Consider the following 22009-nt stretch of genomic DNA (forward strand, 5'->3'; position numbering starts at 1 on the left):
GCGGGTTCCCGACCTAGGCTGCGGGGGCGAGGGCGGGGGCATGGTACAGCGACTTGAGGCGGTCGATCAGGCGCGAGTAGACCGCCTCCCGATTGAACCGCTGCGCGTGGGCGCGCCCCGCCTCGCCCATGCGGCGGCGGAGCTCGCGGTCCGCGATGAGCCGCTCAATGGCGGCAATGTAACCGGCGTGGTTGTCTCGCTCGGCGAGGAAGCCGGTGATGCCGTCGTCGACGAGGTCGGGCACGCCGCCCACGCGGGTGCTGACCACCGGCAGCCCGATGGCCGCGGCCTCCAGCAGTGCCCAGGGCGACATGTCACGCTTTGTGGGCATGACGAAGAGGTCCATACCGGGGAGCAGCTCGTGCATCACCCGCTCGCGGGGCTGGCGGCCGTGGAAGGTGACGTTGCGGGGCGGCGAGCGGAACTTGGGGATGCCGTCGCCGCCGATGAAGTGCAGCTCGGCACGGTCGCGCCAGTGCTGCTGGTGCCAGGCGAGCAGCTCGGGCCCCCCCTTGCGCTTCCAGTCATGGCCGACGAGGACGATCCGGGGCAGGCCAGCGTGGTCGTGGCGGGCGTGGGTGGTGACTGGCGGGGCAATCGGCGGGACCAGCATCGTGCGTTCCGGGCGGACGCCGTAGTCGTTCACCACCGAGTGTCGTGACCAGTTGCCCATGCAGGTAATAAGGTCGGCGTGGTCGAACACGTGCTGGTCGGCCCGGTGCAGGGCGAAGGTGGTAAGTCGCGAGTCGCCGAAGTCGCGGACGATGTTGGCGGTGGTGGCGTCGATGTTCACTGCGAGGGTGAAGTCGTGGCCCGCGTCCTTGAGGTCACAGAAGGCCCACGCGTATGGCTGGGGCGACACGAGCACGGCGTCGAAGCGGCGGATGTCCAGCGGCCCGCCGGGGCGGCACCACCGGTAAAGCTTCCGCCGCCACATCTGGGCCGAGCGCCAGACGCGGAGGTGGCAGTTCCAGGGGATAGGCGACAGACGGTTCAGGCACTTCATCGGCGTGCTGTTCACCAGCGACACGTGCACGGCATGGACGTCGGGGCGGTGCTCGCAAAAGGCCCGCAGTTCGCGGGTGAGGGTGCCGAACCCGATGATGGGGATGCCGACGTAGAGCAGGCGGAGCACGCCGGGCGTAGCGTCGAGCGGGGGGAGCCGCGACGGGGTGATGTCGTCGAGGTTGCGGCTCACGCACAGGTTCATGCGACACCTCCGCCCCCGCGGAGTCACCATCCTGCGCATGCGGATGAGTCAGGCAGGAGGCGCGGGTTGTGGTGCATCAACCGTCTGGGATTCCGCCGCACGCTCGCGCCGGTGGGCCACCAGGGCTGCCGCCCCTGTGACTGCGGCGATGCCCAGCATTACCCCGCCGACAATGAACATCAACAGGCTGGTCCGAGCCCAGTCGGGAGGGGTCGAGCCGAGCTTAATCAGGATCGCGTTTTTTACATCGAGACCCACTTTCTCGAACTCTGCCCGCACTGGTCCGGGCAACCCCAGCGGCCACTTCATCCCGGTCACCTCGCGGATCGACTCGGGCAGGACCTCCCTGGTCTCCACGAAGACCTTGATGGGTTGGCCGACGTCCCAATCGAGTGGCAGCAGAGGGATGTAGTTATCCACCGACCCGGTGGACCCGTACGACACTGCCCCATCGGGGACGAGGTGGCCGCCGATGGTGATGTAGTTCGCCCGCGGGATGTCGCCCTTGAGCACCTGCGCGTGCGTGACTCTGGTCGCCTCGACCTCCTTGCCACCGAGGTGCGCCCAGAGGCCCGCGCCGAGCGCAATGAGCCCCCACGGCGCGAGCATGATCGGAAACAGGTACGGGGACTTGAACCCGTGGCGCTGCGCCATCGTGCGTTCGACGTGCGCCTGCACCTCCGCGTCGGTGGCTCTGCGGATGACCTTCAGCGAAACCAGCAGCCGCACGAGGGCGCCGAAGATGACCATGTTGAGGAGCACGGTGAGCAGCACGCTGAGCTTGGTGCTGAACGAGCCCAGCGTGGCCAACTGGAGTTCGCTCACCCACCGGTACACGTTGCTGTAGGTGAACCAGCCGTAGCCGCTGACGACGAGCGCGGCGGAGAACGCGACGGTGTTCCAGACGCGCGGAACTTCGCCCATGAACTCGGTGAGTGTCTTGGCCATGAGCGGCAGTCTAACAGGAGTTCAGCGTCCCTTGCGGCGCTTTCCCGCGCGGGAGCCGGGCATGCCGGCCTTGGCCTCGGGTCGTTTCTTGCCGCGGTGACTGGCGTTCTCGACCTCGGAGCGTCGGATCTTGGTGCTGCCGCCGTGCTTGGCGATCTCCTCGCGCTTGCGGCGGAGTTTGAGCACCTGGTCGCGGATCATTGCGGCGCGCTCGAAGGCCATGTCATTGGCCGCTGCGAGCATCTCGCCCTCCATCTCCTTGATGAGCTCGTCGATCTCGAACTCGGGCTCGTTTGTAGCGATCCCCTCGCGGGCGCGCTTGCGGGCCTTGAGCTCTTCCTCAAGGCCGCGGCGGACCGCCTTCTTGATGGTGGTCGGGGTGATCCCGTGGGCCTCGTTGTAGGCGAGCTGCTTGACGCGCCGGCGCTCTGTCTCCTCGATGGCGCCCTGCATCGCGGGGGTGATCTGGTCGGCGTACATGATCACCTTGCCGTTGACGTTGCGGGCGGCACGCCCCATGAGCTGGATGAGGCTGGTGGGTGAGCGGAGGAAGCCCTCCTTGTCGGCGTCGAGGATGGCGACGAGCGAGACTTCCGGCAGGTCGAGGCCTTCGCGCAGCAGGTTGACGCCCACGAGGATGTCGAAGTTGCCCAGGCGCAGGTCGGCGAGGATCTCCATGCGGTCGAGCGTCTCGATGTCGCTGTGGAGGTAGCGGACGCGCAGGCCCTTCTCGGCCATGTACGACGCGAGGTCCTCGCAGAGCCGCTTCGTGAGGGCGGTCACGAGCACGCGCTCGCCGCCCGCCACGCGGGCCTGGCACTGCTCGAGCAGGTCGGGCACCTGGCCCTTGGTGGGCTTCACTTCCACCTGCGGGTCGAGCAGGCCGGTGGGGCGGATGACCTGCTCGGCCACCTCGCCGCCGGTGCGCTCCAGCTCGTACTTCGCGGGCGTGGCGGAGACGAACATCACCTGCGGCACGATGGCCTCGAACTCCTCGAAGCGAAGCGGCCGGTTGTCGAGGGCCGAGGGCAGGCGGAAGCCGTGCTCAACGAGCACGGTCTTGCGGGCCTGGTCGCCGTTGAACATGGCCCTGATCTGCGGGATGGTGACGTGCGATTCGTCGATGATGAGCAGCCAGTCGCGGAAGTTGGGGCGGCGCGGGTGGGTGATCACCGGCCCGTCGGTCATCGCGGCGATGCTCGCGTCGGCGGTCAGACGCTCGGAGATGTCGCGCCGGGTGCCGCCCAGGCGCGGGTGGCCGTCGCTGCCGCGTGACGGCGCGTAGTCGAAGTAGTCCATGAGGCAGAAGGGCCGCTCGCCGGGGGCGCGCCCATCCATGAACCGCGAGTAGTTCTCGATGCCCGGGCAGGTGCCGGTCTCGGCGAGCATTTCGAGGTCGAACTTGGTGCGGGAGAGCAGTCGCTGGGCCTCCAGCAGCTTGCCCTGGCTGCGGAACTCCATGACACGAGCATCGAGCTCGGCGCGGATGGCGTCGAGGGCGCTGTGCAGCTGGTTCTCGGGCATCACGTAGTGCACCGCGGGGAAGAGGTGGAACGTGCGCTCCTCGGCGAGGATCTCGCCGCTGGTGGGGTTGATCAGCTCGAGCCGGTCCACCTCGTCCCCGAAGAGCTCGATGTGCACGGCGTACTTCTCGTACGCGGGCCAGATGTCCAGTGCGTCGCCCCGCACGCGGAACTGGCCGCGCTTCCACTCCATCTCGCTGCGGGCGTACTGCATGGAGCTGAGGGCGAGGAGGAAGTTGCGTCGGTCGACCCGCATGCCCTTGGTGATCGTGAGCACCTTGTCGCCGTAGGCCTCGGGGCTGCCCAGACCGAAGATGCACGAGACGGAGGCGACGACGACGGTGTCGCGCCGCGAGAGGATGTTGCTGGTGGCGGCGAGGCGGAGCTGGTCGAGATCGTCGTTGCGCGAGGAGTCCTTCTCGATGTAGATGTCGCGCTGCGGGATGTAGGCCTCGGGCTGGTAGTAGTCGTAGTAGCTGACGAAGTAGTTGACGCTGTTCTCAGGCAGGAACTCCTTGAGCTCCTCGAACAGCTGGGCGGCAAGCGTCTTGTTGTGGCTGATGATGAGCGTGGGCTTGCCCACCTTGGCGATGACATTGGCCATCGTGAAGGTCTTGCCGGTGCCGGTGGCGCCGAGCAGCACGGCCGCGGGCCTGCCGGCGTTGAGGTCCGCCGCGAGTTTCTCGATGGCGGTGGGCTGGTCGCCCATGGGGGCGAAGGGCGAGACGACCTTGAAGGGCTTGCTGGTCACAGGGGAACGTTACCCGCACGGCCTTTGTTTGGGTAGGCATGCGGGGTGAAAACGCTGGTATGTCGACGATTTTGCGCACAAACGTCGCCGATGGGCGCCGTTTGTTCTTCCTGTACGGTTCGCAGCTCAGGGTGCGCTGGACGCGACCTCGAGCGCCTGGCGTGCGGCATCGGCCTGGTTGCGCACGCGGCGCAGGTCTACCACCGCGAAGCCGCGGTAGCCCTTGGTCGAGAGGGCGATCTGGTAGGCGAGAACGTCCAGCTGTCCTCGTCCGGGAGCGACACGTCCGGCGTTGGCGTAGTCCGACAGGCGCGCGGCGGCGGGCGTGACGGGGAGCCTGGGCACCTCGGCCGCGGGGTCGAGGCGTGCGGCGAGGAGCTCGGCGGGGTCGATGCCGATGGCGAGCGGGCCTTCGCCGCCCCGGGAGGGCCACGAGTGGTCGGCGAGGGTGCTGCCGTGGAGCTCGGCGGCGGAGCGGAGTGAGTCGAGCAGCGTGGGGGCGGTCTTCTCGGGCAGGGCGATGCTGACGAGCGGTGTGCCGCTGGTGAGGCGGGCGAGCTCGGCGGTGAGCTCCAGGGCCCCCACCACCGCTGAGACGGCGCGGTCCTGCTGGGCGGGGTCGAGGAAGTGCGCGGCGGGGATCCACAGGTCCAGGCCGCTGAACTCCAGCTGCGAGCGGCGGAGGAGCGAGGCGAGGTCGCGCCGGCCGGAGCGGTCCAGCTCGCGCGGGCGGATGCCGGGGAGAGCGGCGTCGAGCTGCACGGCGCGGTAGCCCAGGGCCGCGCCCCACTCGATAAGGGCGCGGGGGCCGGGCGCGTCGGTGACTGGCTCGGTGATGCCGGTGAGCGAGAGGCTGGTGCGGAGCGTGAACACGTCCCCATGTTGTAGCATGCCGGGGAAGGCCCGAGCGCGGCGGCACTACCATGGGGGCATGACGCCTAAACGGGCCGCGCTCGAGACCGTGTACATCGCCTCGCTGGCGGTGTGGCTGGGGCTGATCGTGATGACGGGGCTGATGGCGGCGACGGTGTTCCCGATGATGCGGGACATGGAGCCGACGCTGGGCAAGTACCAGGCGTACACGGGCGAGCACTGGCGGATCGCGGCCGGGCGGATCGCCAACCGCGGGTTCGTGCTGTCGTCGATCGGCGAGGGGCTGTGCCTCATCGCGTGCGTGACGTCGCTGGTGTTCCTGACCGTGCACAAGCAGCTGACGTACGTGGCTGCGGGAGCGCGGTGGGCGACGGCGGGGTTGCTGCTGATGGTGCTGGGGTACAGCGTGCTGGTGCTGCGCCCGCGGATGGCGGCGAACGTCGGGCAGTACTGGAAGGCAGCGGAGGCGGGGGACAACCAGCGGGCGGAGGTGTTCGCGCAGGCGTTCAACGCGGATCATCCCACGGCGTCGGGGACGCTGGCGGTGACGGCGGTGGCGCTGGTGGTGGCGTTGGCGGTGGCGGCGTGGACGTTGACGCGGGAGGCGGTGGTGGCGCGGGCTGGGAGCGCGACGAGCGTCGCTGGCGGTGGAGTCGCGACAAGCGGGGCGGGGACGGCCAAGCCGGTGGCGCCAGCGAGTGGGACGGCGGCGGGTACCGCAGGTTCGCGACCGGCGAGTTCGTGAGCGGTTATGGCGAAGGCACCGAAGCGCAAGACGAAGAAGATGGCAAAGGCGGAAGACGCGGCGACGACGCCGCGGCGTCCAGCCGCTAGCCCCGAGCCGGAGCACCCGTTCGATCTGCCAAAGGTGTCCGCCCCGCAGAAGAAGCGGGCGCTCTCACTGTTGGACGCGCTGCGCGAGCACTACCCCGACGCGCATTGTGAGCTGAACTACACGAAGCCGCACGAGCTGCTGATCGCGACGATCCTGTCGGCGCAGAGCACGGACGTGGGCGTGAACAAGGCAACCCCCGCGCTGTTCGAGCGGTTCCCCACGCCGGCGGATTACGCCGCGAGCACGCCGGAGGAGATCGAGCCGTACGTGAGGACGACGGGGTTCTTCCGCAACAAGGCACGGGCGGTGCACGAGTCGATGAAGGCGGTGGTCGAGCGGTTCGGGGGCGAGGTGCCGCGGACGATGGACGAGCTGCTCACGCTGCGAGGGGTGGCGCGGAAGACGGCGAATGTGGTGCTGGGCAACGCGTACGGCATCAACGCGGGGTTCGTCGTCGACACGCACATCGAGCGGCTGAGCAACCGCCTGGCGCTGGTGCCCGAGGGCTCGACGGTGGCGATGGTCGAGCGGTACCTGATGGCGCTGTTCCCGCAGGAGAGCTGGTGTGAGGTGAGCCACATGCTCATCTGGCACGGGCGGCGGGCGTGCTCGGCGCGGCGGTCGGGGGGGAAGTGCTGCCGCGAGCACCCGATCTGTGACCGGTTTGGGATCCGGTGCGAGCTGGAGCGGTGAGCAAGATGCGGTCCCGGATTGGTCCTATAGGACCCATAGGACCTATAGGACTTATACGAGAAGACTCAGGCCGGGCGGATGCCCCGGTACATCTGCTGCACCCGCTCGGTCTCTGACTTCAGCACATTGGTGAGCGTGTGGCGCGGGATCTTCCACTCGTTCTGCGCGGCGGTGACGCTGGCGCAGTGCTCCATGACGCAGCGGTAGAGCAGCTTGAAGGCGTCGCGGGGCTGGTGCAGGCGCTCGAGCGCCTCAAGCAGCTCCTGGCGGGTGACGTCCTCGGCGAAAAGGTCCATGAGGTCCGGCGGCTTCTCGCCGGTCTTTGTGCACGCGGCGATACGGGCGTTGCAGAGGTCAAACAGCGTGGTGCCGGTCCACTGGAGGTTCTCGACAAAGTGCTGCTTGTCCAGGCGGGCCTCCTGGAAGAACGCGGAGCTCTCCCGGAATACGGCATGCCGCAGCTCGACGGGCAGCAGCAGCTTGAAGCCGATCGACTCCTGCTGCAGGAACTTGTTGTTGAGCATGGGCCAGATCACGGCCTTCATGCGGTCGGGGTCGCCGCTGATGAGCGTCGGCTCGTCCACGCGGTCAACGATGACGACGAGCCCGACATAGCCCAGGGCGCGGAGCACGCGGCGCAGTCGGTCGATGGCGCCGTAGCGGGGCTCGTCGCTGTCGGTGACGGGGAGGTACTGCACGCCGCGGGCGTTGGGCGGCATCTCGCGGAGGGAGCGCCCGTAGGACTCGTCGCGCCGGGCGACGACGCGGATCTGGCGGCGCAGGCGGGTGGCGGTGCGGAGCAGCTTCCAGCGGTCCCATACGCCGACCTTGAGGGCGAAGATGGCGTAGAGGCCCGCGGCCCCCGCGAGGACCATGGCGGCGAGCTGCCTGTCGAGCCTGGGCGGCGGGGCGAACTTGGTCCACAGCAACGCGGCCAGGATCGCCAGGGGGAACACGACCAGGGCCGCGTTGTTGCTGATGATGCGCAGGGGCGGGAGGAACTTGAGGCGGCGGCGCATGTCGATGGTGCGCTCGGCGGCGTTCTCCGGGCGGTCATAGAGGGCCTGGAGCAGGAGCAGGTCGCGCCGCAGGGTGATGTCGAGGCGCTTGAGCAGCTCCTTGGGGTCGGCGGGCAGCTCGACGGGCTCGGGGCCCTGGGCCAGGATGGCGTCGCTCAAGCGCGGGACCACGGCGGCGAGGACGGCGTCGAGGTGGTCCACCAGCCGGACCTTCTGGAGCGACTCGAGCGGGGTCTTGCCGCCGACGCGCTCGTGAATACGGTCGAGCACGCCGTTGAGGTCGTCGTAGGCCACGAGCAGGACCTTGGCCCCGGGGTTGGCGAGGTTGTGCTCGGCCACCCTGGAGGCAATCTGCATGCGGATGGCGGTTTTGCCGCTGCCCTTCTCACCGAAGACCACGCTGCTGCTGGGGCGGCGGAGGTCGCCGACGATTTTCTCGAAGTCGGCGTGCAGGAGCTCGTGGCTGTGCTCAATGCGGCCGGGAGCGAGCGGCGGGGGCCCGCTCATGCGGCCGAAGACCGGGTCCGAGCGCGCCTCCTCGCCCCGGAAGGGGTTCTCGGTAAGGCGGTGATGGGCGAGGAACTCGGCGAGGGTCATGGGCTGGTGGACCTAGAGGATACCGCCGCATTGTGGGGGTGGGTGTGAGGATGGGGGGTCTGCCGCGTAATGGATGGTTTGAGGACGTTGCCGCCAAGGGAATCTGGCGGGATCGGTGCGGCCAAACATCTGTTGCGGACGTATGGAAGGGGCCGTGCGTTCCGTGCGGCGGTCATCTATTCGTGCGGTCAATAAGGGAGAGGATCCGTGCAGAAACTCGTCACTGGTGGTTGTGTGTTCGCCATGGTGGTGCTGGCCGGGGGCGTGCAGGCGCAGATGGTGGAGGTCGCGGGGCTGAACGGGCTGAACGCCAGCAGCTCGCCGCTGTCGCTGGTTCCGGGCGGGCTGCCCAACTTCCCGGAGGCCAAGTACACCAACTTCGGCAACAAGCTGTACCGCACGGCCACCACGAACCAGTGGTACACGGTCGCGACGACCAACACCGGCGTGGGGGCGCAGGACCAGGTGTTCGTGCTCGGCACGGGACGCACCACACAGGTGCTGGCGCAGGAGGGCGTGACCTCCATCGGCACCAACCCGTTCACGGGGCTGGAGGAGTTCATCAACTTCAGCGGGCTGGCGGTGCCGCGGATGAACGACGGCGGGCGGTGGACCATGGGCTTCGGGCCCGCGGGCGCCACCGCGACCGACCAGCGGCTGGCGACGTGGAACGGCTCGGCCTTCACGCTGGTGCGCCCGGGCGAAGCAGCCCCGGGCGGCAACCTGTACACCGGCAGCTTCAATGGGGCGAACATCGCCGCGGACGGCACAGTCTCGTTCATGGCGGCCGTGGGGCCGGTGCAGGGGACGAGCGAGTCGGCCTTCTCGGGCGACTCGGTGCTGATCGACATGTTCAACAGCGCGCCGACCGGGCAGTCGACCCCGACGGACCAGAACTGGCAGGACCTGGACACCAACGGGCTGATGGTGGACGACAGCGGCACGCACTACATCGCCCTGGGCAAGGTGGGCGTGGACACCACCATCGACCAGGTTGTCGTCGTTGACGGCGTGGTGCGGATCCAGGAGGGCAGCGTGCTGCCCGGCTCGGGCTTCACCTCCCCCGTCTCGCAGATGGAGAGCGTGAGCGGCGGCGGCATCTGGATGGACCCCGACGGCACGTGGTTCGCCATGGGGCGCAACGCCGACGCTGTCCGCTGGGTGGTGCGCAACGGCGTCGTGATCGCCCGCTCGGGCGCGCCCGTGATCCCCGGCTCGACCGAGCTGTGGGAGACCCCCTTCCGCGCCGCCCGCGGGGCCGCGGGCGGGCACTACGTCGTCATGGGCAACAGCAACGCGTCCTCGCTGACCGACGACATCATCGTCGCCGACGGCACGACCATCATCGCCCGCGAGAGCCAGCCGGTGGACCTGGACGCCGACGGCACCGCCGACAATAGCCTGTACGTGCACCTCATGCAGGAGCAGGCCGTGCTGCTGGACGATGGCTACTGCTACTTCGCGTCGCGCCTCAAGTCCGACCCCGCGGCCACGGCCTCTGCGGGCGGCAGCAACAACGCGTCGCTGCTGCGGGTGCGGGCCTTCACGCCCGTGACCCCGCCCTCGTGCGGCCCGCAGGACTTCAACGGCGACGGGGACTCGGGCACCGACCAGGACATCGAGGCTTTCTTCGCCTGCCTGGGCGGCACCTGCTGCGACACCTGCTGGCACGCGGGCGCCGACTTCAACGGCGACGGCGACATCGGCACCGACCAGGACATCGAGGCCTTCTTCCGCGTGCTGGGCGGGGGGACGTGCTGAAAAGGGAAGAGTGAAAAGGGAACAGTGAAATTGAAGAGGGCCCGCGCGGGAGAGCGCGGGCCCTCTGTCGTTCCTGCGGAAGAGGGCCTCTCGCGGAGGGCGCGGGGGCGGGGCCCGCGCCGCAAAAACCCGGCGGCGCCGGTGCACGCTTGCGCCGGGGCGTGGTCGGGCAGGGCGGCGAGCCCTGCCACGCGCGACTTCGAATCCGCAGCGCGCCACGTTGATGCGGCGCGATAAGTCAGGCTAGGAGGCGCGCACCGGGCGCGGCGCTTGTGGTGGCTGTTGTTGAGAGGCCTTGAGCTCCTGCAGGGCCAGCGTGCGCTGGGCGAGGAGGTTCTCCAGCTCACGGCGGTAGCGGGCGAGCTCTTCGTCGACCTGCTTGCGGTGGGTGATGTCCATGACGACGCCCAGCACCTGGAACTGGCCGTGGCCCAGGTCGATCTTCTGGCCGCGGGTGCACATCCAGCGTTCCTCGCCGTTGAGCGTCACCCGATACTCGAGGTCGAAGTCCTCGTTGCGCTCGAGCTTGCGGGCGATGGTGGCCTTCAGGCGGGGCAAGTCGTCCTTGTGAACCAGGGACTCGGCGAAAGCCCGCAGCTCCTCACCCGAGAGCGAGGTCACGCCGGGCGCCGCCTGGTGCAGCGTGAACATCTCCTTGGACCACTCCAGCCGCTGCCGCCGCGAGTCCCACGACCAGATGCCCATGTGGGCGGCCGAGAGGGCGAGGTCGAGGCGCTGCTGGTTGGCTTTCTCCGCGGCCTCAGCGACGCGGCGGGCGGTGATGTCGGTGGCAACGCCGATGACGCCGTTGGGCTTGCCGTCCGCCCCCCGCCGCGGCTCGATGATGAGGTCGTAGTGGAAGACGCCGGCCTCCAGGGGCACCTCGATCTCGTGGCGCTCGGGGACGCCGGTTTGCAGGACCCGCTGCTTGAGCTCGTATAGCCGCGTGCCGTGGGGTTCGCCCACCAGCTCAAGATCGGTCTTGCCGATGCTGCGGCGGTGCTGGTCGGAGTTGTCGGGGTAGACCCAGCGGTAGCGGAGCTGCTCGTCCTGCTCGTAGACGATGACGGCGTTGGTGGAGAGGGCCAGGCGGAAGCGTTCGTCGCTGCGGCGGAGGCTCTCCTCCGCGGCCTTGCGCTCGGTGATGTCCAGCCCCACCCCCACCACGCGCTCGACCTTGCCCGAGGGGCCCACCAGCGGGCGGCCGCGCGAGTACATCCAGCGGACCACGCCGTCGGCCCGCAGGAAGCGGCCCTCGACCTCGAACTCGTTGCCGGTGCGGACAGCTTCCGCGAGGGCAGCGTGCACCCGCGCCCTGTCCTCGTCGATGGCGCGGGTGGCCATCGGCTCCCGCGACCGGTCCACGCTGCCGGGCTCAAGCCCCACGATCCGCTCGAGCTCCGGGGAGCGGTAGATCGTCCCGGTGGCGACGTCCCAGCTCCACACGCCCAGGCGCGCGGCCGCGGTGGCGACCTTGAGCAGCTCCTCCTGATCCCGGAGGTCCCGTTCGGCGTTCGCGGCACGCCGGCGCGCGTGCCCGCGCTGGCGGGTTACGCCCACGATCAGCAGCCCCATCATGATCGAGAAGAGCAGGTTGAGGAGCTCGGCGGTTCCGCTGACCACCAGCGTGCCCCGCGGTTCCACGAAGAGGAGTGTGCAGAGCGGCAGCCCGATGATGAGGGCCGTCGTGGCCGCGAACGTCCCCCGCCAATACGCGGCAAGGATCACGGCGCACAGTGAAAGGAGGAAAGGCTGGCGGGTGCCCACGGCCGGGTCGATGAGCAGCCGCATCCCCAATCCCGTGGCGGCGAAAGCGGCGCCGATGAGCACTTCGATGGCCACCCGCCGGCGGGCGGCGGGGCTGAGTTGGAGCAGAGCACGCATGCGGGCGGCAAGATACCGCGCGCCCAGCGGTATGGGCCCAGGATGCAAGAGCTTTCACCCTTCCCTTAATCGCGCCCGGTCTACTCCTTGGCGAACCGCTGCGCGGTGCCCGTGCTCTCGAGAGCGGGGCCCAGGCGCTGCAGGGCGTGGGCGTAGGCGGCGGTGCGCATGTCGATCTTCTTGCTGCGCATGATCTCGTACACGGCGGAGAACTCGCGCCGCATGATCATCTCCAGGCGCTCGCGGACCTCGTCGGCGGTCCAGTAGAAGCCCGCCTTGTTCTGGGCCCACTCGAAGTAGCTGACGGTGACGCCGCCGGCGTTGGCCAGGATGTCGGGGACGACGATCACGTTCTTGGAGTTGAGGATGGCGTCGGCCTGGCTGGTGACCGGCCCGTTGGCCAGTTCGATGATGATGGGGGCCTTGATGCGGGAGGCGTTGGCCTCGGTGATGACGTTCTCGATGGCGGCGGGGACGAGCACGTCGACATTGAGCTCGAGCAGGGCCTCGTTGCTGATGGGGGTGCAGCCGGCGCCGGCCACGGAGATGGGGGGCAGCAGGCCGGTCTTGGTCTTGTTCTCCGCCAGCTTGAGCACGGGCACCCCGGCGGGGTTGTATACGCCGCCGTTGCGGTCGGAGACGGCGACGACGGTCCAGCCGTCCTGGGCGGCAAGGCGCGCGAAGTGGTCGCCCACGTTGCCGAAGCCCTGCACCGCGATCGTCCGCTTCTGCTTGGTGAGGTCCCAGCCCATGCGGGCCTGCAGCTCCTTAAGGCAGTAGAAGCCGCCGCGCCCGGTGGCGTCCTCGCGCCCGAGCGAGCCGCCCATGGCGACGGGCTTGCCAGTGATGACGCCGGGCTCGCGGTGGCCCTTGACGATGGCGTACTCGTCGCACATCCAGGCCATGATGAGGGGGTTGGTGTTGACGTCGGGGGCGGGGACGTCGATGTCCTGGCCCACGGCCCAGGCGATGGCGCGCATGTAGCCGCGGCTGAGGCGCTCGAGCTCGGCCATGGAGAGCTTGGTGGGGTCAACGATGACGCCGCCCTTGCCGCCGCCGAAGGGCAGGCCGACGACGGCGCACTTGAAAGCCATCCAGAAGGCCAGGGCCTTGACCTCGGAGGGGTTGACGTCGGGGTGGAAGCGGATGCCGCCCTTGGCGGGGCCGCGGGTGTCGTCGTACTTGCAGCGGTAGCCGGTGAAGACCTGGAGGCTGCCGTTGTCCATGCGGACGGGGATGGAGACTTCGAGGAACTGCTTGGGGAGGCTGAGGCGCTGGAGGGTCTCGGCGTGGACGTCGGCGTGCTTGGAGGCGACTTCGAGGCGCTTGAGGGCGTCGGCGAACACGTCGGGGTGGGTGGTCATGGTGTTTTGCTCAGAGAACGAGTGGATATTCACCTGCTGCATGCTCTTGCAGGGAAGGAAGCGTAGATCGGCGGCGTCGGTGGAGCAATGGCCTGAAGAGGGCGCGTGGGATGGGTGCAGCGAGGACACGGGACGGAAGGCAACCGGGGATAGCCGACGGTGGCGGAAAGCCGCGGAGGCGCGGCTTGCAATTGCTGACGCTCAGGGTTCCTGTTCTCTCAGGCTTCCTGTTCTTCCACCTCGTGGCGGCCGCCGCGGAGGTCGCCGGCGAGGTAGCGGTCGAAGATGGCGTAGACCTCGTCGGGGGCGCGGGCGGTCCGGACGGCCTCCTTGAAGGGTTTACAGGGGCCCAGCCGCTTGGCGAACCACGTCACGCGCCGGTTGATCTGGAACATGGCGTAGCGGTCGTCGCGCGTCTGCCGCATGAGGTCGAAGTAGCGCCGCATGGTGCCCAGTATCTCGGTCTCGCCCGGCGGGGCGGGCACGTAACCCTCGGTCAGAAGCGTCCAGCAGTCGCGGAAGATCCAGGGGGTGGAGAGGGCGCCGCGCCCGATCATCACGCCCTGGCAGCCGGTCTCCCGGATCATGGTCACGGCGTCAACCGCCTCGCGCACGTCGCCGTTGCCGATCACGGGGATGGCCCCGTTGACCGCCTCGACCACGCGGGCGATGCCGGGACGCTGGCACTCGCCCGAGAACTTCATCTCCGTGGTGCGCCCGTGCACGGTAACGGCGGCGACGCCGACGTCGGCGAGTGCACGCGCGAGGTGCGGCGAGCAGGCGTTGCCCGCCTGGTAGTCGGCGTCGTGCCAGCAGAGGCGCATCTTGCAGGTGAGGGGGACGGTGCGGGAAGAAGTGGCAGAGTGGCTGAGTGGCAAAGTGGTAAAGTGAGGAGAAGGCACTGACTCGTGCCCGCACTTTGCCACTTCGCCACTTTGCCACTTTGCCACTTCTGGCCCTTGCCGCCGCTGCCATTCGTCCTCGCTCAGCGGGAGCTTGTCCAGCTCCTTCCTCACGCGCTCCGCGATCGCCACTGCGCGGGAGAGGTCCGTCAGCAGCTTGCTGCCGCCGTCCTTCTTGGTCACCTTGTCGACCGGGCAGCCCATGTTGATGTCGACGATCGTGGCGCCGTGCTCCACCGCCCAGCGGGCGCCCTCGGCCATGATCTCCGGGTCACTGCCGTAGAGCTGCATGCCCACGGGCTTATCGAAGTCGTTGGTCTTGGCGAGGTCGAGGCTGGTGGCGGTGCCGCGGAGCAGGCCCTGCGGGCTGAGCAGGTCGGTGCAGGCCAGACCGACGCCCCCCCACTCCCGGCACACGGTGCGGAAGGCCAGGTCGCAGTACCCCGCAATGGGGGCCAGCAGCAGGTTCGTGGGCAGGGTGATATGACCGATCCGCAGCATTCTGCGGGAGTGTAAGTGGCCCAAGCGGAAGGGCCGCGACTGATCGGACCTACGCTGGGGGCCCAAGGGCCTGCACGGCCCCGGAGCCCGGTTCCCGCGCCTGCTGACTCCCCTATTTGGTTATTGAACCTCACCGAACAGGCTGCGCCGACCGACAAACAACCGGCGTCGGCCCCTCGGGGCAGCCCTGGAACACCTCAGACCTCACTGGACTCAACAGGAGACGAGCCTCATGAACCTCCGCACCGCCGCTGTCGTCGCTGTCGCCGGTCTCGCCGTCGCCGTTCCCTTCGCCCGTGCGCAGGACAGCCACGCCGGCCACTCGCACCCGCACCCGGCCCAGCCCGCGCAGCCCGTCCCGGGCGCGAACATCCCCGCGGACGCCCCCAAGATCTCCTTCGACAAGAACTCGCACGACTTCGGCGTCATCACCGACGAGAACAAGGTCACCACGGTGTTCAAGTTCACCAACACCGGTAAGACCACGCTCAAGATCGGCACGGTCTCGGGCTCCTGCGGCTGCACCGTCCCCGCCCTGGCCGACAAGGAGTACGAGCCGGGCGAGGGCGGCGAGATCAGCGTGACCTATGACCCGCACAACCGGCGCGGCAAGCAGCAGACGATGGTCACGGTGCAGAGCAACGACCCGGCGACGCCGTCGGTGCAGCTGGCCGTGCACTCGGACATCCGCCCGATGATGTACCTGGACCCCGCCGCGGCGACGTTCTACAACGCGCCCAAGGGCAAGGAGCAGAAGTCGACCATCAAGATCTACTCGCGCAAGGGCGAACTGGCCCCCACGCAGGCCACCGCCAGCAACCCGAACGTGAAGGCCGAGATCAAGACCGACCAGATCAAGGAAGAGATGGTGGGCGACGAGAAGCTGTTCGTGATCCCGATGGAGGTCACGCTGCTCCCCACGGCCGAAGTCGGCAACATCGTGGGCCAGGTCACGGTGCGCACGAGCGACCCCGCCCGGTTCCTGAACCTGGGCGTGAGCGGCGAGGTGGTGGGCGACTTCAACGTGATGCCCCGCATCGTGCAGATGTTCAACGTGCCCCCGGGCTCGCCGGTGAACTCGTCGGTGCGGGTGACCAGCCGCGCCGGGAAGCCGTTCAAGATCGTGTCGGCGGAAGAAGCGGCGCTGGGCACCAAGATCTTCAACGAGATCACCTTCGCCGAGGTGCCGGGCAGCAACCCGCAGACGTGGACGATCACCCTCGCGGGCACCGCCCCGAGCGTGCAGTCGGGCTTCCGCGGTGACATCGTGGTGAACGTCGAGGGCGCGGAGGAGAAGAGCTTCAAGATCCCCTACAACGGCTTCGCCAACGTGCCGCAGCAGGCCCCGGCGCAGAAGTTCAACAACCCCACCGGCGCCCCGGTTGATCCGTGGGCCGCCAATCCCAGCTCGCTCTACCGCTGAGCCATGCCCTCACTCCTCCTCTACCGCGCGGCGGCTCTGGTGACCCTCGGCGTGATCGCCGGGGGTCTTCACGCCACCATCCATGCGAAGGTGAGCGACAAGCCGGTGACGCTGAGGCTGCTGCAGCCCGGCGTCATCGACTGGGACGCCTACGCGAACAAGGGCAACCCGGCCCCCGCGCCAAGCGGGATTCCTGCGACCAGCGGCACGCCTGCGGGTGCTCCTTCGAGCACACCGGCAAGGACCGGCAACACGCCCGCGTCGCAGCCACCCACGCCCCCGCCGCCCGCCGCGGCGGACCCGATGGACGAGATCAACATCACCATCGCGCAGGCGAAGCTGCTGCACGACAACCGCGTGGTGTTCCTCGACGCCCGCCACCTCAATGAGTACGAGGAGGGGCACGTGGCGGGAGCGCTGTGGCTGACGACCGAGTCGTTCGCGACGCCCGGCGGCGGCGAGGTGATGGGCGTGCTCGACCGTGACGCGCCAGTGGTGGTGTACTGCGGCGGCGGGATGTGCGACGCTTCCAAGAACCTGGTGCGGCTGCTGCAGCAGGCCGGTTTCATGCAGGCCCGCATCATGCACGACGGCTACCCGGAGTGGGTGAAGGCCGGGCACCCGACGCAGACGGGCAAGCCGCCGATCGGAGGGAACTGATGGCGACCTCCACGACCGTGAGGCCGATGGGTTGGCTGGTGCTGCCGTGCCGCGTGGTGCTGGGCGGGCTGTTCATCGTGGCCGGCGTGATGAAGCTGCGCGACCCGCAGGGCTTCGCCGAGGCCATCGCGGCCTTCAAGCTCATCCCCGAGCGTGCGGACTACCTGACCGTGTTCACGGCCTTCGCGATGCCGTGGATCGAGTTGCTGGCGGGCGCGTTCCTGGTGATCGGGCTGTGGGCGCGGGCCTCGGCACTGCTCATTGGGGCGCTGCTGGTGGCGTTCATCGTGATGATCGCATCGGTGCTGATCCGCATCAAGATGGGCGTGCAGCTGAGCGTGTCGTGCACCTGCTTCGGGGAGCTGGAGTGGCCGTGCGGCGAGACGCTGGGCATGTGCCAGATCTGGCGGGACGTGGTCCTGCTGGCGATGGCGGTTCCGGTGCTGGTGTGGGGGCCGGGCCCGCTGGCGATCGACCGGGAGTCGACCCGCTAGAGCCCTCCTGGCCCTTCCCAACGCCGGTAGACCCTGCCGGGGTCCTGACCTAACATCCCCTCCCACCGTCGCCTGTCCACCCGGCGTGTTGCCGGCCAGAAGGACGGGCCCAATGACCAGGACGGAAACGAGACTCCATGAGCAAGTTCCCCCGCTTCGGTAACGTTCAGAAGATCCGCGTCGCCCACGTCTCCGCCACCGGCGACACCTTCGTCGACTGGAAGGACGTCGAGACCCTCCGCCGCCTGATGAGCCCCAACGGCAAGATCCTGGGCCGCAAGCGCCTGAGCACCTCGGCCCGCGAGCAGCGGATGGTGTCGCAGGCGATCAAGCGGGCCCGGTTCATGGCCCTGCTGCCGTACACCTCGGCCACGCTGTAAGGCTTTCCGACATACGAATGACTTGTGCCCCCGCCCGCGAAGACGCGGGCGGGGTTGTTTTTGGCGGGGAGCACAGCTGCGAAGCGGGGCTGTATCGCTCCCTGACGGTCGCGGTTCCTACGTTTGGTCATGCGTGATTATGAACCTGTGATCGCGGCGGCGCGGGCGTGCACGGGGCTGACGCCGGGGCAGGCCATGGCAAAGGCGGTGGAGCTTCTATGGGGTGAGTTCGGCTCGGCGCGGGGGCCGATCTCGTGGGTGGGGTTCTACCTGAAAGTCGACGACAAGGACGAGATGGTGCTGGTGTGCCGCGAGCCCAAGCCCGCGTGCTCGCCGATTGGCCTGCACGGCATGTGCGGGCGGTCGTACCTCACGCGGAAGTCGATCCTCGTCGCAGACGTGCGAACGCTGGGCGGGAACTACATCGCGTGCGACCCCAAGGACCAGTCGGAGCTGGTGATCCCGCTCGTCGATGAGCACGGCCGGTGCGAGGGCGTGCTCGACGTCGACAGCTACGACGTGGGCGCGTTCGATGAGCGCGACGTCGAGGGGATGACGCAGGTGCTGGTTGAGTTGGGCCTGACCGCGAGCGAGAGCGAGGTCGTGCGGCTCTAGAAAGGCACGGGGCTGCGCACTTCGACCCAGCGGCCCGTTTCCGGGTCTTTGAACCCCAGCTCGCTCGCGTGCAGCATCAGGCGTTCGCCCTCGCCGTCGCCGTAGAGCACGTCGCCGATGATCGGGTGCCTGAGCCCCCACGCGGCGTGCACGCGCAGCTGGTGCGAGCGCCCGGTGATAGGCACGAACTCCACGCGCGTGCGGTCGGTCTCGCGCGAGAGCACGCGGTAGTGCGAGAGCGAGGGACGGCCGTGCACGGGGTCGATGATCTGGTGCGGGCGGTTGTCAATGTCGGGGCGGATGGGCATGGAGACCTGGCCGTGGTCGGTGGGCAGATCGCCGCGGAGGAGGGCGATGTACTTCTTACTGGTTTCGCGTCGTTCGAACTGGCCGGAGAGGTCGCGCTGGGCGTCGGGGTCGAGCCCCAGCACGAGCAGGCCGCTGGTCTCCATGTCGAGACGGTGCACGACGAGCGGACCGGTGGCGTGGAGGAACATGGCACGGACGCGGGCGGGCACGCAGTCCTGCTTGTGCTCACCCTTGCCGGGAACAGAGAGCAGGCCCGAGGGCTTGTCGACGACCACGAACCGGGGCGTGGCGAGGATGACGGGGATCGGTTCCAGCGGGGGAGGGTAATACCAAACACGGAGGCACGGAGAGCACGGAAGGAAGGCGGGTCGGGACGGTCAGGATGGCGCCGATGCCTCTGACGAGCCCTTTGCGCGAGCAAAGGAGACCATCAGCGGCATGACGACCTTCGCGGGAACACTCCCATGCTCGCGCATGGGGCTCGTTGGGTGCATTCACCCCGCCAACAATGGGCCATGCCGATGTTTGCTGCCCTGGCTGTTTTCGCGTGCCTCGCCGGCCTCTCCCCCACTGCCGCGGCTCAGCCGCAGCCGGAGGCGACCGCGCCGCTGGAGTGGAAGTCGCTCGAAAGGGGCGTGCTGCGGAACCACGTGCAGTTGACGAAACGCGAGGAGTTCGTCAAGGCGGGCGAGGCGTACTTCAGCCCCGACGGCAACTGGATCATCTTCCAAGCGGTCCCGGTGCCCGAGGAGGGCAAGGAGGCGAGCCCCTTCTACGCGATGTACGTGGCCAAGCTGAAGCGCGACCGCTTCACCGGCCTCGTGACCGGCGTTGAGACGCCGATCCGCGTCAGCCCCGAGGGCTCGGCCAACACCTGCGGTTGGTTCGCTCCCGCTGATCCAAAGTCGCCGATGACCTTCGAGGTCCTTTTCGGCTCGACCGTGCAGCCGCCCAGGGACGAGGCCAAGTCCGGCTTCCAGGTCGGCACCCGCAAGTACGTGTGGATGTTCCCCGACGAGATGGAGATCGTCACCGCGCGTATTGGTCAGCAGCTGGCCGTGGACCAGTCGCCCGACGGCAAGCGCACCGAGGTCGTCACGTACAAGGCCTCCGACGCCAAGCCCCTCTTCACCCGCCCCAACTACGACGCCGAGGGCTCGTGGTCGCCCGACGGGCGCTTCGTGCTCTACGCCCATATCGAGGACCGCAAGGAGGGCCAGAAGCCCGACGCGAACCTCTACATCTACGACACTCAAACCAAGAAGCAGCACGCCCTCGTCACGGCCAAGGGCTACGACGGCGGGCCCTTCTTCTCCCCCGACGGCAAGTCCATCTGCTACCGCTCCGACCGCAAGGGCAACGACCTATTGCAGCTCTTTGTCGCCGACCTCAAGTTGAAGGACGGGGTCCCCGTAGGCATCACGCGCGAGTACCAGCTCACTGACAACGAGCACGTGAACTGGTGCCCCTACTGGCACCCCAGCGGCAAGTACCTCGTCTACGGCACCAGCGAGGTCAGCCACGGCAACTACGAGGTGTTCGCCATTGAGTGCGACATGGACGCCCTCCGGCGCGGCCGGGACCCAAAGTCCCTCAAGCACGTCCGCATCACGCAGGCCAGCGGCGCCGACATCCTCCCCAGCTTCTCCCCCGACGGCAACCTCATGATGTGGACCAGCCAGCGCGGCCCGAAGATCCAAAGCGAAGAGAAGGCCAGCAGCCAGCTGTGGATCGCCGAGTGGGTGGGCAACCCGCTCGCCGCGGAGAAGGCCAAGCCATGAGCCTCTTCGGTGGCGGCGACGCCGACAAGCCCAGCCTCGCGCAGGAGGACCAGCTGCTGATCGAGGCGTACCAGGCGGCGGGGCGCACGCTCGACGACCTGCCGTACACACCCGAGTTCGAAACGCTGTACGCCGCCGCCGGCGAGCCGGCCGGGCGCGACCGGCGCTCCGTTTTCCACCGCCTGCACAACCTCCGCAAGGCGGGCAAGCTCCCGCGGATGGGGCGGGCGTCCGAGCCAGCGCCCAAGGTGACGCCGGAGGATGAAGCCCTGCTGACCAGGCTGGTGGTCGATCAGGTGGGTACGCTGGGGCAGCGTGATCAGCTGCCCTTTGACGCGAGATTTGATCACCTGGTGCAGGCGTTCTGCGAGCGGACCGGGCGCACAATGTCGCAGCGGGATGTCTGGCGGTTGGTGGCCAAGTTAGCCAAGTAGCGGGCTAGGTGAGACGCAGTGAAAAGCCGCGTGAGCGGCACGAAGGGACGTGCATGAAGGGCTCGCTCAAAACCTTCCTTTCAGACCTGATCGATTACGCAGGCCTGTTCCCGCCCGCCAAGCTGGACATGGACAAGGCGGTCGAGAACTACAACCGCTGCAAGATGGGTGAGCACGAGTTCATGCTCGGGCGGTTCATCTGCCCGGTATCCCGCCTCAAGGAGTTCTCCAAGGCCGCGGCCCCGCTCATGCCGGGCACGTTTGCGACGAGCGGCTACCGCACCGGAAGCGAAGGGCTCTCCGACTGGCAGGTTTCGGCCCTCATCGAGGGCGACATCGACAAGGCCCTGGACGAGATCGCCGCGTTCAACGCCCATCACTCCAAAGAAGCCAACGGCGTCGCGATGGTCGATCAGGTCGAACTCAAGGTGACAGACGTCAACCAGATTGATGCCGCCCTCGACATCCTTCCTGAGGAACTGCTGGCGTTCTTCGAGTTCCCAGTGAGCGTCGGCGGCGCGGGCGACTGCCGCGGCTTCATCGCGGCCCTCGCCGGCACGGGCGCCGGTGCCAAGATCCGCACCGGCGGCGTAGTCGCCAACGCGTTCCCCACGATCAACGAAGTGGCGCAGTTCCTCCACGCCTGCGCGCAGGCGGATGTGCCGTTCAAGGCCACCGCCGGCCTGCACCACCCCGTCCGATCCGTGCACCGCCTCACCTACGAGAAGGACGCCCCCACCACCAAGATGCACGGGTTCCTCAACCTGTTCATGGCCGCGGCCGTGCTCCAGGCCCACGACCCCGACCCCGCCGTGACCCTCGCCATTCTCGGGGGCGAGGACCCCGCCGACTTCAAGTTCAGCGACACCGTCCTCGCCTGGCGCGAGCACATGGTGACGGTGGCCGACGCCGCCGTGGCGCGGGAGAACTTCGCCCTCTCCTTCGGCAGCTGCTCGTTTGACGAGCCCGTGGAGGACCTGCGGGCGCTGCGGCTGCTGTAACCGCTCTTCCGCACGCATCGCACCCGATGCATCTATGATCCGGCCTTACCT

The 22009-nt window shown here is 68.4% G+C and carries 20 protein-coding genes; 11 read left to right on the forward strand and 9 right to left on the reverse strand.

All coding sequences use genetic code 11. The features are described 5' to 3' along the window. Positions 1–13: 13 nt before the first annotated feature. The 4 genes from VD997_09515 to VD997_09530 form a co-directional block, all read right to left on the reverse strand. Positions 14–1210 (reverse strand): glycosyltransferase family 4 protein, encoded by a 1197-nt coding sequence (locus tag VD997_09515; protein HYE62222.1) that lies wholly within the window; start codon positions 1208–1210, stop codon positions 14–16. Positions 1211–1258: 48 nt separating this feature from the next. Continuing rightward, positions 1259–2158 (reverse strand): hypothetical protein, encoded by a 900-nt coding sequence (locus tag VD997_09520; GenBank protein HYE62223.1) that lies wholly within the window; start codon positions 2156–2158, stop codon positions 1259–1261. A gap of 21 nt (positions 2159–2179) precedes the next feature. Continuing rightward, positions 2180–4432 (reverse strand): excinuclease ABC subunit UvrB, encoded by a 2253-nt coding sequence (locus VD997_09525; protein ID HYE62224.1) that lies wholly within the window; start codon positions 4430–4432, stop codon positions 2180–2182. A 126-nt stretch (positions 4433–4558) separates the two neighbouring features. Beyond that, positions 4559–5305, reverse strand: a complete 747-nt coding sequence (locus tag VD997_09530) for a hypothetical protein (protein HYE62225.1) — start codon at positions 5303–5305, stop codon at positions 4559–4561. A gap of 58 nt (positions 5306–5363) precedes the next feature. Between VD997_09530 and VD997_09535 the strand changes: the two genes are divergently transcribed. Together VD997_09535 and nth are read left to right on the forward strand one after the other, a co-directional pair. Continuing rightward, the gene (locus tag VD997_09535; GenBank protein ID HYE62226.1) at positions 5364–6050 is read left to right on the forward strand and encodes a hypothetical protein; all 687 of its coding nucleotides are present in this window, start codon (positions 5364–5366) and stop codon (positions 6048–6050) included. A gap of 6 nt (positions 6051–6056) precedes the next feature. Next, entirely contained in the window at positions 6057–6833 is a 777-nt protein-coding gene (gene nth / locus VD997_09540) for an endonuclease III (GenBank protein ID HYE62227.1), read from the forward strand. 65 nt (positions 6834–6898) lie between these two features. Here nth and VD997_09545 read toward each other — a convergent pair whose 3' ends face one another. Then, positions 6899–8449, reverse strand: a complete 1551-nt coding sequence (locus VD997_09545; protein ID HYE62228.1) for a hypothetical protein — start codon at positions 8447–8449, stop codon at positions 6899–6901. 207 nt (positions 8450–8656) lie between these two features. Between VD997_09545 and VD997_09550 the strand changes: the two genes are divergently transcribed. Next, positions 8657–10210: a hypothetical protein gene (locus tag VD997_09550; GenBank protein HYE62229.1), complete on the forward strand. Its 1554-nt coding sequence runs from the start codon at positions 8657–8659 to the stop codon at positions 10208–10210. A gap of 243 nt (positions 10211–10453) precedes the next feature. On the opposite strand, the gene VD997_09555 is transcribed toward VD997_09550, so the two are convergent. The 3 genes from VD997_09555 to VD997_09565 form a co-directional block, all read right to left on the reverse strand. Continuing rightward, positions 10454–12094: a PAS domain-containing protein gene (locus VD997_09555; protein ID HYE62230.1), complete on the reverse strand. Its 1641-nt coding sequence runs from the start codon at positions 12092–12094 to the stop codon at positions 10454–10456. Positions 12095–12174: 80 nt separating this feature from the next. After that, positions 12175–13500, reverse strand: coding sequence for a Glu/Leu/Phe/Val dehydrogenase (locus VD997_09560; protein HYE62231.1), 1326 nt, complete (start codon positions 13498–13500; stop codon positions 12175–12177). Between the two features lie 176 nt (positions 13501–13676). Next, positions 13677–14861 carry a tRNA-dihydrouridine synthase gene (locus tag VD997_09565; protein HYE62232.1) on the reverse strand — a complete coding sequence of 395 codons (1185 nt, stop codon included), beginning with the start codon at positions 14859–14861 and terminating at the stop codon, positions 13677–13679. A 232-nt stretch (positions 14862–15093) separates the two neighbouring features. Between VD997_09565 and VD997_09570 the strand changes: the two genes are divergently transcribed. The 5 genes from VD997_09570 (at position 15094) to VD997_09590 (ending at position 18433) form a co-directional block, all read left to right on the forward strand. Next, positions 15094–16284 (forward strand): DUF1573 domain-containing protein, encoded by a 1191-nt coding sequence (locus VD997_09570; GenBank protein ID HYE62233.1) that lies wholly within the window; start codon positions 15094–15096, stop codon positions 16282–16284. Positions 16285–16287: 3 nt separating this feature from the next. Beyond that, on the forward strand, positions 16288–16944 hold the full coding sequence (locus VD997_09575) for a rhodanese-like domain-containing protein (GenBank protein ID HYE62234.1): 657 nt from the start codon (positions 16288–16290) through the stop codon (positions 16942–16944). Then, positions 16944–17438 carry a DoxX family protein gene (locus VD997_09580; protein ID HYE62235.1) on the forward strand — a complete coding sequence of 165 codons (495 nt, stop codon included), beginning with the start codon at positions 16944–16946 and terminating at the stop codon, positions 17436–17438. The genes VD997_09575 and VD997_09580 overlap by 1 nt, the downstream gene beginning before the upstream one ends. Before the next feature lie 137 nt (positions 17439–17575). Further along, a complete protein-coding gene (gene rpsR, locus VD997_09585) occupies positions 17576–17818 on the forward strand; it encodes a 30S ribosomal protein S18 (protein ID HYE62236.1) in 243 nt (80 codons plus the stop codon). A gap of 129 nt (positions 17819–17947) precedes the next feature. Beyond that, positions 17948–18433, forward strand: coding sequence for a GAF domain-containing protein (locus VD997_09590; GenBank protein HYE62237.1), 486 nt, complete (start codon positions 17948–17950; stop codon positions 18431–18433). On the opposite strand, the gene VD997_09595 is transcribed toward VD997_09590, so the two are convergent. Then, on the reverse strand, positions 18430–19017 hold the full coding sequence (locus tag VD997_09595; GenBank protein ID HYE62238.1) for an RluA family pseudouridine synthase: 588 nt from the start codon (positions 19015–19017) through the stop codon (positions 18430–18432). The genes VD997_09590 and VD997_09595 overlap by 4 nt on opposite strands. Before the next feature lie 240 nt (positions 19018–19257). On the opposite strand from VD997_09595, the gene VD997_09600 reads away from it, so the two are divergent. Genes VD997_09600 through VD997_09610 form a run of 3 tightly spaced genes read left to right on the forward strand, consistent with a single transcriptional unit; the run spans position 19258 to position 21958 of the window. Beyond that, on the forward strand, positions 19258–20523 hold the full coding sequence (locus VD997_09600) for a hypothetical protein (GenBank protein HYE62239.1): 1266 nt from the start codon (positions 19258–19260) through the stop codon (positions 20521–20523). Then, positions 20520–20957, forward strand: coding sequence for a hypothetical protein (locus tag VD997_09605; protein HYE62240.1), 438 nt, complete (start codon positions 20520–20522; stop codon positions 20955–20957). The genes VD997_09600 and VD997_09605 overlap by 4 nt, the downstream gene beginning before the upstream one ends. An 8-nt stretch (positions 20958–20965) precedes the next feature. Beyond that, positions 20966–21958 (forward strand): hypothetical protein, encoded by a 993-nt coding sequence (locus tag VD997_09610; GenBank protein HYE62241.1) that lies wholly within the window; start codon positions 20966–20968, stop codon positions 21956–21958. Positions 21959–22009 lie beyond the last annotated feature (51 nt).

Source organism: Phycisphaerales bacterium (genome assembly GCA_035627955.1).
Taxonomy (GTDB): Bacteria; Planctomycetota; Phycisphaerae; order Phycisphaerales; family UBA1924; genus JAEYTB01.